15 protein-coding genes are annotated in these 13,751 nt (G+C 69.5%); 13 read left to right on the forward strand and 2 right to left on the reverse strand.

Features of this window, described 5'->3' with window-relative positions; all coding sequences use genetic code 11:
- Positions 1-67: 67 nt before the first annotated feature.
- The 7 genes from K1T34_RS19065 (at position 68) to K1T34_RS19095 (ending at position 6,010) form a co-directional block, all read left to right on the forward strand.
- Positions 68-1,213 (forward strand): DegT/DnrJ/EryC1/StrS aminotransferase family protein, encoded by a 1,146-nt coding sequence (locus tag K1T34_RS19065; protein ID WP_220245591.1) that lies wholly within the window; start codon positions 68-70, stop codon positions 1,211-1,213.
- A gap of 47 nt (positions 1,214-1,260) precedes the next feature.
- Positions 1,261-2,190, forward strand: a complete 930-nt coding sequence (locus K1T34_RS19070) for an NAD-dependent epimerase/dehydratase family protein (protein WP_220245592.1) — start codon at positions 1,261-1,263, stop codon at positions 2,188-2,190.
- A 32-nt stretch (positions 2,191-2,222) separates the two neighbouring features.
- Positions 2,223-3,419 (forward strand): glycosyltransferase family 4 protein, encoded by a 1,197-nt coding sequence (locus K1T34_RS19075; protein ID WP_220245593.1) that lies wholly within the window; start codon positions 2,223-2,225, stop codon positions 3,417-3,419.
- Complete coding sequence (locus K1T34_RS19080; RefSeq protein WP_220245594.1) at positions 3,406-4,020, forward strand: DapH/DapD/GlmU-related protein; 615 nt, start codon at positions 3,406-3,408, stop codon at positions 4,018-4,020. The genes K1T34_RS19075 and K1T34_RS19080 overlap by 14 nt, the downstream gene beginning before the upstream one ends.
- A gap of 72 nt (positions 4,021-4,092) precedes the next feature.
- A complete protein-coding gene (locus tag K1T34_RS19085) occupies positions 4,093-4,668 on the forward strand; it encodes a Uma2 family endonuclease (protein ID WP_220245595.1) in 576 nt (191 codons plus the stop codon).
- A gap of 59 nt (positions 4,669-4,727) precedes the next feature.
- A complete protein-coding gene (locus K1T34_RS19090) occupies positions 4,728-5,237 on the forward strand; it encodes a SigE family RNA polymerase sigma factor (RefSeq protein ID WP_220245596.1) in 510 nt (169 codons plus the stop codon).
- The gene (locus tag K1T34_RS19095) at positions 5,234-6,010 is read left to right on the forward strand and encodes a hypothetical protein (protein ID WP_220245597.1); all 777 of its coding nucleotides are present in this window, start codon (positions 5,234-5,236) and stop codon (positions 6,008-6,010) included. Before K1T34_RS19090 ends, K1T34_RS19095 begins: the two co-directional genes overlap by 4 nt.
- 34 nt (positions 6,011-6,044) lie before the next feature.
- Here the strand turns inward: K1T34_RS19095 and K1T34_RS19100 are convergent, their stop codons facing one another.
- Both K1T34_RS19100 and K1T34_RS19105 read right to left on the reverse strand, forming a co-directional pair.
- On the reverse strand, positions 6,045-7,001 hold the full coding sequence (locus K1T34_RS19100) for a Gfo/Idh/MocA family protein (RefSeq protein ID WP_220245598.1): 957 nt from the start codon (positions 6,999-7,001) through the stop codon (positions 6,045-6,047).
- Positions 6,998-8,104: a DegT/DnrJ/EryC1/StrS aminotransferase family protein gene (locus K1T34_RS19105; protein ID WP_220245599.1), complete on the reverse strand. Its 1,107-nt coding sequence runs from the start codon at positions 8,102-8,104 to the stop codon at positions 6,998-7,000. The genes K1T34_RS19100 and K1T34_RS19105 overlap by 4 nt, the downstream gene beginning before the upstream one ends.
- Before the next feature lie 201 nt (positions 8,105-8,305).
- Between K1T34_RS19105 and K1T34_RS19110 the strand changes: the two genes are divergently transcribed.
- The 6 genes from K1T34_RS19110 to K1T34_RS19135 are packed head-to-tail and all read left to right on the forward strand — an operon-like array spanning position 8,306 to position 13,713.
- A complete protein-coding gene (locus tag K1T34_RS19110) occupies positions 8,306-9,037 on the forward strand; it encodes a UDP-N-acetylglucosamine acyltransferase (protein ID WP_220245600.1) in 732 nt (243 codons plus the stop codon).
- Positions 9,038-9,047: 10 nt separating this feature from the next.
- A complete protein-coding gene (locus K1T34_RS19115; protein WP_220245601.1) occupies positions 9,048-9,293 on the forward strand; it encodes an acyl carrier protein in 246 nt (81 codons plus the stop codon).
- The gene (locus K1T34_RS19120; protein ID WP_220245602.1) at positions 9,286-10,017 is read left to right on the forward strand and encodes an SDR family NAD(P)-dependent oxidoreductase; all 732 of its coding nucleotides are present in this window, start codon (positions 9,286-9,288) and stop codon (positions 10,015-10,017) included. Before K1T34_RS19115 ends, K1T34_RS19120 begins: the two co-directional genes overlap by 8 nt.
- Positions 10,014-11,423, forward strand: a complete 1,410-nt coding sequence (locus K1T34_RS19125) for an AMP-binding protein (RefSeq protein ID WP_220245603.1) — start codon at positions 10,014-10,016, stop codon at positions 11,421-11,423. Before K1T34_RS19120 ends, K1T34_RS19125 begins: the two co-directional genes overlap by 4 nt.
- Positions 11,420-12,472: an acyl-protein synthetase gene (locus K1T34_RS19130; protein ID WP_220245604.1), complete on the forward strand. Its 1,053-nt coding sequence runs from the start codon at positions 11,420-11,422 to the stop codon at positions 12,470-12,472. The genes K1T34_RS19125 and K1T34_RS19130 overlap by 4 nt, the downstream gene beginning before the upstream one ends.
- Positions 12,469-13,713, forward strand: a complete 1,245-nt coding sequence (locus tag K1T34_RS19135) for an acyl-CoA reductase (protein ID WP_220245605.1) — start codon at positions 12,469-12,471, stop codon at positions 13,711-13,713. The genes K1T34_RS19130 and K1T34_RS19135 overlap by 4 nt, the downstream gene beginning before the upstream one ends.
- Positions 13,714-13,751: the final 38 nt, after the last annotated feature.

Genomic DNA, 13,751 nt, shown 5'->3' on the forward strand with positions numbered 1-13,751 from the left:
GCGTGTATATACACTTCGGGACGAGCTTGCGCAACGACTTTGGTGCGAGAAACAAACTGGAGCGGGGATGTCTGGACAACCGGCCGACCAACAGGTGCTGCTCGGGAGGCCGACAGTCGGCGAGGAGGAGCTGGCGGCGGTCGCCGAGGTGTTCCGCTCGGGCTGGCTCGCCGGCGCCGGTCCCGCGTGCCGCCGCTTCGAGGAGCGGTTCGCGCAGACCACGGGCACCGCGCACGCCCTGACCACCAGCAGCTGCGGCGCCGCGTTGTTCCTCGGCCTGAAGGTGCTCGGCGTGCGGCCGGGCGACGAGGTCATCGTCGGCGACTACACGTTCCCCGCCACCGGCCACGCCGTGCTGCAGGCCGGCGCGAAGCCCGTGTTCGCCGACATCCGGCCGGACATCTTCAGCGCCGACCCGGCCGCGATCGAAGCCCTGATCACGCCGCGCACGGTCGGCATCCTCGCCGTGGACGTCGCCGGTCTGCCGGGCGACTTCGACGAGTACCGCGCCATCGCCGACAAGCACGGCCTGTGGCTGTTCGAGGACGCCGCCTGCTCGGCCGGCGCCACGTACAAGACGCGCCCGGCCGGCAGCCTCGCCGACCTCGCCGCGTTCTCCTTCCACGGCCGCAAGGGCATCACCGCGGGCGAGGGCGGCGCGCTCGTCTCGAACCGCGAAGACCTCATCGCCCACGCGCGCAAGATGCACACCTACGGCATCGAGCCGGCCATCAGCCGCGAGGGCTCGGGCACGCTGCCGATCCCGGAGTTCCACGAGCTCGGCTGGAACTTCCGCCTGTCGGACATCCAGGCCGCGATCATGGGCGTGCAGCTCGACCGGCTGCCCGACCTGCTCGCCGCCCGCCGCTCCGTGGCCAAGCGCTACCACGAGGTGTTCGCCGACGTCGAACAGCTCACCGCGCCCGTCGAGCTGCCCGACCGCGAGCACCCTTGGCAGGCCTACCTGCTCACCGTCGCGCCTGAGGTCAGCCGCGACGCGCTGGCGTTGCGTATCCGCGAACAGGGCGTTCAGTGCAATTTCGGGACGTACGCTTCGCACCTGCAGCCGGTGTACGGCGAGCAGCAGCCGCTGCCCGTCTCCGCCGACGCGTTCCGCCGGCAGCTGGCGATCCCGATGCATGCGGAGCTGACTGAAGCCGAGGTGGACCGTGTGGTGACGACCGTGCGTGATGCCGTTCGCGCGCTCGGCTGATGACCCGAAACCGACTGAAGATCGCCGACCGAGGAGAAGCAGCCACCATGTCCGAGAAGAAGGTGTTCTTCACCGGCGGCGGTGGGTTCATCGCCGCGCACGTCATCCCGCTGCTGCTGGACGGCGGGTACACCGTCCGCATCTTCGACAACATGACCCGCGGCGACCGCGCTCGCGTGAACGAATTCGTGGCCACCGGCAAGGTCGAGCTGGTCGAGCAGGACGTGCGCTACGGCGGCGCGGTGCGCGAGGCCATCCGCGGCTGCTCGCACGTGATCCACTTCGCCACGGTCTCGATCAACAAGTCGATCGCCGACCCGCACGAGTCGATCGACATCAACATGACCGGCAACCACAACGTGTTCGCCGCGGCCGCCGACGAGGGTGTCGAGCGCCTGGTGTTCGCGTCTACCGCTTCGGTCTACGGCGAGCCCAAGCGCCTGCCGATGCACGAGGACGACGAGCTGCGCCCGCTCACGCCGTACTGCATCTCCAAGCGCGCCGGCGAGGACCTGCTGGGCTTCTACGAGCGCACCAAGGGCCTGTCGTGGAACGCGCTGCGCTTCTTCAACGTGTACGGCCCGGGCCAGAAGATCGAGGCCTACTACACGTCGGTGATCAACCACTTCATCCAGCGCCTGCGCGCCGGCCAGCCGCCGATCATCGACGGCCGCGGCGACCAGTCGATGGACTTCGTGCACGTGTCGGACCTGGCCCGTTCGGTCGTCGCCGCGCTGGAGTCGGAGCAGTCGAACCTGCCGATCAACATCGGCACCGGCGTCGACACCTCGATCGCCACGCTGGCGAAGATCCTCATCGAGGCCGTGGGCGTCGACGTGCAGCCGCAGTTCAACGAGCGTGACGTGCTCGTGTCGCGCCGGGCCGCGGACATCACGCGGGCCCGCGAGATGCTGGGCTGGGAGCCGACGATCTCGGTTGAAGAGGGCATGCGAGCCCTCGTCAGGGATTCCGAGTGAATGCCACCGCGGGCCCAGCCCAAGGACGTGCGATGCGCATCGCGGTGGTGAACAACTTCTTCCCGCCCCGTGTGGGCGGCAGCGCCCACATGTCGGCGTCGCTCGCGGGTGAGTACGCGGCGTCCGGCCACGAGGTCCTCGCGATCACGGCGGCCTACGGCGACGCGCCGGCCGACGAACAGCGCGACGGCTACCGCGTCGTGCGGCTGCCCGCGGCGAAGATGCCGCAGCTCGGCCTGTCGATCGACTTCGACATGAGCTTCGCGTCGCTCAAGCCGGGCAACTGGCGGCGGGTGTGGAAGCTGCTGGACGAGTTCAAGCCCGACGCGGTGCACCTGCACGGCCAGTTCTTCGACCTGTCGTGGCTGGCCGGGTTCTACGCGAGGCGCCACAAGCTGCCCGTGCTGCTGACCATCCACACGCTCCTGATCAGCGAGAACAAGCTGTACTCGCGCGTGTTCCGGATACTCGACGCGGTGCTGGTCAAGCCCGTGCTCTCCTACATCCGGCCGCGCTACGTCATCCTCGACAAGCTCGGCGTGGACTACTGCGTCGAGCGCTACGGCACGAGCGACGCGAACTCCGAGTACTTCCCGATCGCCGTGGACACGGGGCACTTCGAAAAGCCGGTGACCAAGGACGTGCGCACGGAGCTGGAGGTGGGCGACGCGCCGCTGATCGTCTCGCTCGGCCACGTGATCCCGCTGCGCAACCGGCTGCCGCTGATCGAGTCGCTGCCCGCGATCCTCGACCGGCACCCGGGCGTGCGCGTGGTGATCGTCGGGCGCGTCTACCACGACGCGTTCCTCAAGCGCGCCGAAGAGCTCGGCGTGGCGGAAGCCCTGGTCGTGACGGGTGCGGTGCCGAAGGAAGACGTGCCGGCGTACTTCGCCGCGGCCGACATCGTGACCCACGACCTCAACGGCGGCTGCGGCACCGCGTCGCTGGAGGCGATGCTGTCCGGCACGGCCACCATCGCGTCGGTCACGGAGGACAACTACCCGGGCATCGAGCTGCGCAACGGCGAGAACATCCTGCTCGTGCGCCCGGACGACGCCGAGGCCGTGGAGGCGACCGTGCTGTCACTGCTCGACGACCCTTCGCTGAGGGAACGGATAGCACAGCGGGAAAGCGCCATGGTCCGGGCCAATTTCGGCCTCGACGTGGTGGCCGAGGAACACCTGCGCGTGTTCACGAAGATGGTGGCGGGCGACGATGTTCTTCGATGACGACCGCAGCAACCGCCTGCGGCCGATGATCATGAACGACCTCGTTTCGCAGTACCTGAACGACGCCGAGCGGGCGGCGTTCTACGGGCTGCCTTCGACGTGCCGCGTGCGCGAGCGCGTGAAGATCATCAGCCCCGAGAACCTCACCATGGGCGAGCACTGCTGGATCGGCGAAGGCGCGGCCCTCGACGCGAGCGGCGGCCTGGAGATCGGCGAGCACACCAGCATCGGCCTCAACACGCTCATCTTCACGCACTCGAGCTGGCTCGCGAACATGACGCTGCAGAACCACTCCGGCAGCGACCTCATCGAGCGCAAACCCGTGAAGATCGGCAAGGGCTGCTTCATCGGCGGCTTGGTCGTCATCATGGCCGGCGTGACGATCGGCGACTTCGCCACCGTGCAGCCCAACTCGGTGGTGGCCAAGGACGTCCCGCCGCGCACCCTGGTCGCCGGCAACCCCGCGCGCGTGTTCCAGCGCTACGACGAGGAGTACATCCAGTCCGAAGTGGAGCGGGTGCGCGCGGAGAACGCCCGCCGCCGCGGCCTGTCGGACGACGCCTCCGGCTGGGGCTCCCCGGCCGGCGACTTCAGCGGGTAGCTTTGAGGTGCCCGGTGAACGCGGACGGTAGTCTTGATCACTGTTCCGGTCACTGAAAGTGAAGGAGTTGCCATGAGTGCCCTCGAGTGGCCTCACCACCTCCTGACCCTCGACGACTGGGCGGAACTTCCGGAGACCTCGGAGTTCCATGTCGAAGTCGTCGAAGGGGTTCTCGCTGTGTCGCCGCGCCCGCTCGTTTTTCACCAGCGTTCGATCTGGCGAGCTACGTACCTGCTGGACGAGCAGCTCGCACCAGACTTCGGTGCGGTCAATGAAGCAGAGCTGCTGCTCAACGAGGCTCCGCCTACCGTGCGTGTGCCGGATGTGCTGGTCGCTCCAGCTTCCGTACTCGACGAAAACCCAGCGCGAGTGCGTGCCGAAGATGCCCTTCTGGTCGTGGAGATCCTGCCCGAAGGCGCCAAGCGCACCGACCAGGTCACCAAGCACTTCGAGTACGCCGACGCCGGCATCGAGCACTACTGGATCATCGACCTCGACGCGCCCATCAGCATGATCACCTATCGTCTTGTCGACGGCGACTACGAGAACTTCGGCGAGCACTCCGGCAAAGTCGAGCTCGACGTCGCGGGTATGCCCGTGGTGCTGGACCTGGACGCGCTCATCGCGGGTCGCGTGCAAAAGCTCTAGCGGCGGCAACCTGACGTGCACCCAGCCGTCCCGTAGACGTGGAGATCGGGGGTTCGCGGGTGGCGCGCAGTGACGACGAGTTCGTCGAGTTCGTGCAGGCCTCGTCGAACCGGCTCACCCACGCGGCGTACCTGCTGACCGGCGACCGCCACCAGGCCGAGGACGCCGCGCAGACCGCCTTCACCCGCACTTACGCCGCCTGGTCGCGCGTGCGACGCAAGGACGCCTACGCGTACGCCCGGACCGTGCTGGTCAACCACGTGATCGACGGCTGGCGGCGCCCGCTGCGCGAGTACGCCTCCGAGGAAGTGCCGGAGCGGCCGACGAGCCAGGACGTCGCGCAGGCCGTGACGCAGCGCGAGTGGCTGACGTCCGCGCTGGCGCGGCTGACGGGCCGCGAACGGGCCGTGGTGGTGCTCAGGCACTTCTTCGACCTGCCGGAACAGGCGGTCGCCGATGAATTGGGCGTGTCGGTGGGTACCGTCAAGAGCACGAACTCGCGGGCGCTCGCGAAGCTGCGGGTGGACGCCGGGCCGGAAGACGTGCTGATCGGAGGGAGCGGGCGGTGAACGACCTCGACAAGCTGCGCTCCGCGTTGCGCGAAGAGCCCGACCAGCCGTTCGCCGCGCCCGACCTGGGCCGGATCATCACCGAGGGCCGGCGCATCCGTCGACGGCGCAGGATCGCCACGGGTGCGGGTGCGGCCGCCGCGGTGGCCGCCGTCGTCGGGATCGTGTTCGGCGCCGTCGCTCTGCGTACGCCGGCGGAGCCGACGCAGGTGCCCGTCGCCGCGCCGCCGGCCCCGGCGACCAGCGGCCCGGTCGCGTCGGACGGCGCCCTGCCGACCACCTCGCCACCGCCGACGTCGGCGATCCACCAGGTGCCGAACTCGGCGACCCAGCCCTACGGCGACGTCATCCACACCGGCATCAAGACCGCCGCCGGCGGCGAGCTCGTCTTCTACGCGACCAAGATCGACGACAACGCGGCCCTGCCCGACGTCCACTTCGGCATCATGGCCGCGGTCCAGACCAAAACCGGCTACCTGTCGCTCTACGCCAGCAACGAGATCCGCGGCGCCGATCGCTCGTTCGGCTTCCACGCCACCGCGGGCGGCATGGCAGCCAGCGGTACCTGGGTGCCCGTGTACGGCTATTTCTCCGGGCCTGCCGTGAAGATCGTCAGCACCGTGCACGGCAAGCCGGTGGTGGCGCAGACGGCGGCGTGGAGCGTGGACCCCCGCGTGGTCGTGTTCTGGTTCGACCAGCGCGAAGTGCCCGACCCCGCCGTACTGACCCCGTTGGTCGCGTACGGCAAGGACGGCACCCGCCTCACCAAATGACTCCGTCTTACCGAAAAACCGTCTTACCGAAGACCTAAGCCGCGGCCTGCGTGAGCACCTGCGCCACCACGTGGTGCGACGGCAGGATCAGGTCGCGCTCCACGGCGGCGTCGATCTTGCCCTCGAGCAGGTCCAGGAACCGGTCCAGCTGCGTGGCCAGCGGCTCGCGCGCGGTGACCAGCTCCGGGATCTCGATCACGGTCTGCTGCCGGTAACCGAGGCCGTCGGGCGTCACGGAGTCGTGCGACACGTGGCGGTAGATCGTCACGTCGCGGCGCAGCAGGTCGATCTCGATCAGCCGGTCCAGTTCGGACACGACCAGCGAACGCACCTTCTTCTGTCCCAGCCGCGAAGCCGACACCGTGGCCAGGCCGGTCGGGAACGACAGCACCGTCTCGATGGCGTCCTCCGCGCCCTCGACCGAGCTCGGGTGGAAATAGCCGGCACCCGAGGTGACGCGGGCCGGCGTGGCGCCGCCGAAGAACTGGATCGCCAGGTCGACGTCGTGCACCAGCAGGTCCCACGCGACGCCGGTCTTGATGCGCGGCGCGTACGGGCCGTGGCGGCGTGCCATGAAATGCACCGGCTCGTTGACCAGCGCCCGCGCCGTCATCACGGCTGGGTTGTAGCGCTCGAGCAGGCCGCACATCAGCGGCACGTCCTTCTGCTCGGACAGCGCCACGATCTCCTGCGACAGCTCGAAGCTGTTGCACACCGGCTTCTCGACGAGCATCGGCTTGCCCTGGCCGAGGATCTCCTGCGCGAGGTCGTAGTGCACCTCGGTGGCCGACGCGAGCACCACGGCGTCCACATCGGACAGTGAGTCGAGCTCCGGCGTCCACTGCGTCTCGTAGCGCTCGGCGACGGCGCGGCCGGCTTCCTCGCGCGGGTCGATCACGCGGACGAGGTCCACGCGCTCGTTGGCCGCCAGCACGCGCGCGTGCAGCGAGCCCATGTTGCCCGTGCCGATCAGGGCGATGCGGTGGGTCATGCGCCGAGCACCTCGCGAACCGTTTCGATGATCTTGTCGAGCTGCGCGTCGGTCAGGTGCGGGTGCACCGGCAGCGAAAGCGCCTGCGCCGCGACGGCCGTGGCCACCGGGAAGTCGTTCACGTCGGCGCCCGGGATCAGCGGGTGGCCGCGGTAGCAGTCGTAGTCGAACACGATCTTGGGGTAGTAGATCCCGTTGCCGATGCCGCGCTCGGTGAGCGAGGCGGCCAGCTCGTCGCGCGAGAGCATCGCGTGCGGGCCCACGAGCACGGTGTACTGGTGCCACACGTGCTCACGGCCCGGCAGCACCTGCGGGATGTCGAGGCCCGGCGTGCCCGCCAGCCCCTCCGACAGCCGCTTCGCGTTGGCCTGGCGGGCCGCGGTGAGCTGGTCGAGCTTCTCCAGCTGCGGGATGCCGACGGCCGCGTGCAGGTCTGTCATCCGGTAGTTGTGACCGGCCATCTCGTACTGGTAGCGGGCGCGCATGCCCTGGTTGCGCAGCACGCGCAGCTTGTCGGCCAGCACGTCGTCGTCGGTGGTGATCACGCCGCCCTCGGCGGTGGTCACGTTCTTCGTCGCGTACAGCGAGAAGCAGCCGATGCCGTACGAGCCGGCGGCGCGGCCCTCGAACGACGCGCCGACCGCCTGCGCCGAGTCCTCGATGACCTGCAGCCCGTGCTCGGCGGCGAGCGGGGCGAGCTTGCCCATGTCCGCCGTCTGGCCGTACAGGTGCACCGGCATCAGGACCTTGGTGCGGTCCGTGACGGCGGCGCCCACGGCGTCGGGGTCGATCGCGAAGTCGTCGCGCCGGATGTCGGCGAACCGGACGGTGGCGCCGGCCTCGAGGATGGCGTTCAGCGTCGCGACGAACGTGAACGGCGTGGTGATCACCTCGTCACCCGGTGCCAGGTCCAGCGCCTGCAGTGAGGCGACCAACGCGGTGGTGCCGTTGTTCACGGCGATGGCGTGCTTCGTGCCCGCGACGTGCGCGAAGGCGTCCTCGAAGCGCTTGACCATCGGCCCCTGTGCGATGGCGCCGGATCGCAGCACCTCGACGACGAGGTCTTCCGCGTCACGGACGTCGACCACGGTAATGGGGATCATCGGCAGTCTCTCTCGGCAGGCGATTTCGATGCGTCCGGTACAGTGCAGTGCGCTCAGGCCGCGAGGCCGGAGAGCCGCCGGTTCTGCGCCCGGCCGCCCTGCGTGAACGCGGGCCACACGTTACCGGGCGCCGCCGCCTGCCCCAGACCCCAGGCCGCTCGGACCCGACAGCGGTAAAACGAAACGGAACGGATCACCAGCGTGGCCAACCGAATCCACCCCACCGCGATCATCGGCGAAGGCGTCGAGCTCGGCGACGACAACGTGATCGGACCGTACACGGTGATCGTCGGCCCGACCAGGATCGGCGACGGCAACTGGATCGGCCCGCACGTGACCATCGGCACGCCGGGCGAGGACCGTGGCCGTGAACACCCCGCCGGCTGGGACACCGCACCGACCGGCGACGCGGACGCCGACGGCCACGGTGTGGTGATCGGCAGCCGCAACCGCATCCGCGAGTACGCGACCGTCCACCAGGGCACCTGGCGCACCACCACGCTCGGCAGCGACGGTTACTACCTGCGCGGCTCCCACATAGCCCACGACTGCCTGGTCGGCTCCGGCGTCACCATCGCGTCCAACGTGCTCACCGGCGGCCACTGCCACATCTGGGACGGCGCCAACCTCGGCATGGGCGCGATCCTGCACCAGAAGGTGGTGGTCGGTCCCGGCGCGATGGTCGGCATGGCCTCGGCCGTGCGGCGCGAGGTGGGCGCGTTCACGATCGCCGTGGGCAACCCGGCGCGCGTCACCGGCGTGAACGTCGTGGGCCTGTCCCGCCGAGGTCTGGACGAGGCCACGATCGAGGCACTGGGGCCGTGGCTGAAGGGCAAGGAGGGCCTCCCGGAGGATGGGCTGGCCGACCGCCTGCCCGGCGACCTCTCTACCTTGGTCAAAGCGTGGGACGCCCGCCCGCGCGACGAGCACTAGGAGCGTTGAAATGCCGGAAGTCGCCCCCAAGCTGCGCGAGGTCTTCGTAGAGGCGCTCGACCTCGACGGTGACGTGGACGTCGAGAACCTGAAGTACCGCGACATCGAGGCGTGGGACTCGGTCGGCCACATGGCGCTGGTCGCGGCCATCGAGGCCGAGTTCGACGTCGAGTTCGACACCGACCAGGTCATCGACATGTCGAGCTTCAAGGTCGCCGTGGACATGGTGACCGAGCTGAAGTCGAAGAATGACTGATCTCACCGGGCGCGTCGCGCTGGTGACCGGAGGTACGCGCGGGATCGGCCTGGCCACCGCGCGCGCCCTGGTCGAGGCCGGCGCCACGGTGGTCCTGACCGGCCGCGACGAGGCCCGCGCGAAGGAAGCCGCGGAAGCCGTCGGTGCCGCCGCCGGCCTTGCGCTCGACGTCACCGACGCCAAGGCCGTGTCGACGGTCGTCCGCGGGGTCGCGAAGGAGCACGGCAGGCTCGACGTCGTGGTCGCCAACGCCGGGATCATGGAGGACGCGCTCCTCGGCATGATCCGCGAGGAGCTCGTCGACACCACGCTGGCCACCAACGTCGCCGGCACGCTGCACACTGTGCAGGCCGCGGCGCGGGCCATGATGCGTAAAAAATCCGGCGCGATCGTGGTGCTCGCCTCCGTGGTGGGACAGTACGGAAGCGCAGGTCAGACCGTGTACGCGGCGTCGAAGGCGGCGGTGGCCAACATCGCGCGCTCGGCCGCGAAGGAGCTCGGCCGCTCGGGTATCCGCGTGAACGCGGTGGCGCCCGGCGTGATCGAGACGGACCTCACCTCGGGGCTGTCCGAGGACGCGAAGGCGGGCAACGTCGCGAAGACGCCGCTGGGCCGGCTCGGGACCGCCGAGGACGTGGCGAAGGCGATCCGGTTCCTGGTGAGCGACGACGCCGCGTTCATCACCGGACAGGTGCTGGGGATCGACGGAGGCTTGGTGCTGTGACGCTGTGGGGTGCGGGTGCCCGGCTGGTCGACGCGGCCGGGGGCCGCACGCTGGCGGGCGACGAGCTGGACGCGGAGGTCGCGCGCGTCGCGGCCGCGCTCGGTGAGCTGCCCGCGGGTGTGCTGTTCGCGCGGATGTCCGTCGACCTGGTGAGCGTGCTGCGCTACCTCGGCGCCGTCGAGGCCCACCGCGCGGTGGCGCTGATCGACCCGGCGCTCGACGCCGACGTGCTCGCGGGCCTGATCACGCGGTTCCGGCCCGCCGCCGTGCTGGCCGCGCCGGACGCCCCGGTGCCCGAGGGCTACACGGCGTCCGGCGAGAACTGGGTGCGCGAGTCGGCTGACGGCGTGAAGCCGCACCCCGAGCTCGCCGTGCTGCTGCCGACGAGTGGTTCCACTGGCAACCCCAAGCTCGTCCGCCTCTCGCGCACCGGTTTGCTCGCCAACGCCGAGGCGATCGCCGAAGTGCTGAGCGTCGACGCCGACGAGATCGCCCCCACCTGCCTGCCGTTGCACTACAGCTACGGCCTTTCGGTGCTGAATTCGCACCTCGTGCGTGGCGCGACCGTGGTGATCGAAGCGTCGGGCGTGCTCGGCCGCGGATTCTGGGACGCGGTGAACGAATACGGCATCACGTCGCTGTCCGGCGTGCCGTACCACTACGAAATGTTGCGGCGCCTCAAGTTCGACCCCGAGAAGTACCCGACGCTGCGCACGCTCACGCAGGCCGGCGGCAAGCTGCGCGACGAGCTCGTGGTCGAGTTCAACGACAAGATGCGCGCGGTCGGCGGCCGGATGTACGTGATGTACGGCCAGACCGAGGCCTCGCCGCGCATGACCACCGTGCCCGCCGAGCGCCTCGCCGACAAGATCGGCTCCGCCGGCCCCGCGCTTCCCGGCGGCGCGTTCTCCGTCCGCCGCGACGACGGGATCGAGACCAAGCACCCCAAGATCGTCGGTGAGGTCGTCTACCGTGGACCCAACGTGATGATGGGCTACGCCGACGACGAGGCCGGCCTGGCCGCGGGCGACGAGTGCGGCGGGCTGCTCGCCACCGGTGACCTCGGGTACCTCGACGAAGAGGGGTACCTGTTCATCACCGGGCGGCTCAAGCGCATCGGCAAGGTGTTCGGCAACCGCGTGAGCCTCGACGACCTGGAGCTCGCCGTGCGCCAGGCCGCGGTGGGCATCGACGTGGTGGCGGCCGTGCCGGCGGGCGACAAGGTCGTGCTGTGGGCCGAGCTGCCCGAGGGCGACGGCGCCAAGGCGATCTGCAAGGACGCGTCGCGCGCGTTGTCGGAGCGGCTGCACCTGCACACCAGCGGGTTCGACGTGCGGCCGATCGACACGGTGCCGCTGCTGGCCAGCGGGAAGATCGACTACCGGTCGTTGGAAGGACGGGTATGAGTGTGTTCACGCGCTCGCAGGCCGAGCGGGAGGCGCAGCTGCTTCCCGAGCTCGCGGAGCTGACCGCGCACCACCGCGCGAGCTCCGAGGGCTACGACCGGATCCTGACGTCGCTCGGAATCGCGCCGAACGCGCAGTTCGCCACGATCGCGGACCTGCCGTGGCTGCCGGTGCGCATGTTCAAGACCCACGACCTCAAGTCCATCCCCGACGCCGAGGTGTTCAAGACGCTCACGTCTTCGGGCACCACCGGCGCCGGCGCGTCGCGCATCTACCTGGACAAGGACGCGGCGGGCGCGCAGACCAAGCAGCTCGGCGCGACGCTGCAGGAAGTCCTCGGCGGCGAGCGGCTCCCGATGCTGATGGTCGACACCATCGGCATCATCAAGAACCGCCGTTCGTTCTCCGCGCGCGGCGCCGGCGTGCTGGGCATGGCCAACTTCGGCCGCAAGCACACGTACGTGCTCGACGAGAACGACCAGCCCGACGTCGAGGCCGTGAAGAAGTTCCTCGCCGAGTACGGGGACAAGCCGTTCCTGATCTTCGGGTTCACCTTCATGGTGTGGCTCTACCTGTACGAGGTGGCGCGCGACCACGGGCTTGATCTCTCCAACGGCATCCTGATCCACTCCGGCGGCTGGAAGAAGCTGATCGACCGCGCCGTGGACAACACCGAGTTCCGCCTTCGGTTCAAAGAGGACACCGGCCTCACGCGGATCCACAACTACTACGGGATGATCGAGCAGATCGGCACTGTGTTCCTCGAAGGGCCGTCGGGGAACTCCCTGTACTGCCCGGATTTCGCCGACGTCGTGATCCGTGATCCGGAGACGTGGCGCGAGCAGCCGGTGGGCAAGCCGGGTGTGATCGAGGTCGTCTCGACGCTGCCGCGCTCGTACCCGGGGCACGTGCTGCTGACCGAAGACCTCGGTGTGTACAACGGCATCGACGACGGAGACTGGCCCGGCAAGCACTTCTCCGTGCTGGGGCGGCTGCCGAAGGCCGAGGCGCGGGGTTGTTCGGACACGTTCTCGGGGGCGGCCGCATGATGTCTCTGGAGCAGCGGTTCCCTGTTGCGGAGCCGGTTGAGGTTGGTTCGCTGCTGGCCGAGGTGCGCGCCGAACCGCCGGGTGGCCGGCTGACCGTCGGCGACCCGCGCGTGGTCGAGTTCGTCACGAAGTTCGCGCGCAAGCTCCTCGCGCCCGCCCTCGCGCGGCGTTACCCGGAGCTGGCCTCGCTGGGTTTCTTCCTGCGCAAGGGAGAGCTCGCGAAAGCACTGTCCACTTTGGAAACCTCCGGCGACTCGCTGCGGTTCCCGCGCGGTCTCGTGTTTCACGTGCCGCCGGCCAACGTCGACACGATCTTCGTGTATTCGTGGGCCCTTTCGGCGCTGGCGGGCAACCCGAACGTCGTGCGCGTGTCGTCGCGCTCGGCGGGGGCGGCGGAGGCCGTGCTGGAGGCGTTGAACGCGGCGCTGGACGACGTGTCGCCGGCGACCGCGGCGACCATCCGCGCGACCCAGCGCATGGTCACCTACGACCGCAGCGACGAGGTCAGCGGCGCCCTGTCGCTGGCCGCCGACCTGCGCGTGATCTGGGGCGGCGACGGTTCCGTCGCCGCGCTGCGCAAGTACCCGCTGGCGCCGCACGCGCGCGACCTCACGTTCCCGGACCGCTCGTCGTTCGCGGTCGCGTCGGTGCGCGGCTGGCAGGAGGCCACGCCGGAGCAGCGGCGGGCGGCGGCCGAGGGCTTCTACAACGACTCGTACTGGTTCGACCAGGCCGCGTGCTCGTCGCCGCGGGCGGTGTTCTGGGTCGGCGACGCCGACGGTGCGCGCGTGGCGGGCGAAGAGTTCCGGGCGCTGCTGGCATCGGTGCTCGAGGCCAAGCAGCACGTGACCGAGCCGGCGATGGCCGTGCAGAAGCGCGTGTCGGCCTACGGCGCGGCCGTCGACGGGCTCGTGTCGGCGATCTCTTTCGACGGAAATTCCCTGGCGACGCTGGAGCTCACCGACGCCACCGTGATGCCCCGCGAATGGCTCGGCGCCGGCACTTTCGCCAACGCGCACCTCGCCTCGTTGGGTGAACTCGTGCCGCTGGTTCTGCGCAAGGACCAGACCGTGGCCCAGTTCGGATTTACCCGCGACGAGCTGCTTGAGTTCGTGACGGAGCTGGCCGGGCGCGGTGTCGATCGGGTGGTGCCGTTCGGCTCTGCCTTGACCTTTGCGGGCGTCTGGGACGGTTACGATCTGCTTGCCGAGTTCAGCCGTCTGGTCACGGTGCAGACCTGACCAGGGGTGATGCGTCTGTGTTGCGTTGTGAGGAGACT

Origin of the sequence: Amycolatopsis sp. DSM 110486, assembly GCF_019468465.1 — a bacterium.
GTDB lineage: Bacteria > Actinomycetota > Actinomycetes > Mycobacteriales > Pseudonocardiaceae > Amycolatopsis.

Coding starts and splice junctions, on each gene's coding strand:
- K1T34_RS19065 (WP_220245591.1), top strand. CDS start 68: ATGTCTGGACAACCGGCCGACCAACAGGTGCTGCTCGGGAGGCCGACA.
- K1T34_RS19080 (WP_220245594.1), top strand. CDS start 3,406: ATGTTCTTCGATGACGACCGCAGCAACCGCCTGCGGCCGATGATCATG.
- K1T34_RS19135 (WP_220245605.1), top strand. CDS start 12,469: ATGATGTCTCTGGAGCAGCGGTTCCCTGTTGCGGAGCCGGTTGAGGTT.
- K1T34_RS19115 (WP_220245601.1), top strand. CDS start 9,048: ATGCCGGAAGTCGCCCCCAAGCTGCGCGAGGTCTTCGTAGAGGCGCTC.
- K1T34_RS19085 (WP_220245595.1), top strand. CDS start 4,093: ATGAGTGCCCTCGAGTGGCCTCACCACCTCCTGACCCTCGACGACTGG.
- K1T34_RS19100 (WP_220245598.1), bottom strand. CDS start 7,001: ATGACCCACCGCATCGCCCTGATCGGCACGGGCAACATGGGCTCGCTG.
- K1T34_RS19075 (WP_220245593.1), top strand. CDS start 2,223: ATGCGCATCGCGGTGGTGAACAACTTCTTCCCGCCCCGTGTGGGCGGC.
- K1T34_RS19120 (WP_220245602.1), top strand. CDS start 9,286: ATGACTGATCTCACCGGGCGCGTCGCGCTGGTGACCGGAGGTACGCGC.
- K1T34_RS19070 (WP_220245592.1), top strand. CDS start 1,261: ATGTCCGAGAAGAAGGTGTTCTTCACCGGCGGCGGTGGGTTCATCGCC.
- K1T34_RS19130 (WP_220245604.1), top strand. CDS start 11,420: ATGAGTGTGTTCACGCGCTCGCAGGCCGAGCGGGAGGCGCAGCTGCTT.
- K1T34_RS19105 (WP_220245599.1), bottom strand. CDS start 8,104: ATGATCCCCATTACCGTGGTCGACGTCCGTGACGCGGAAGACCTCGTC.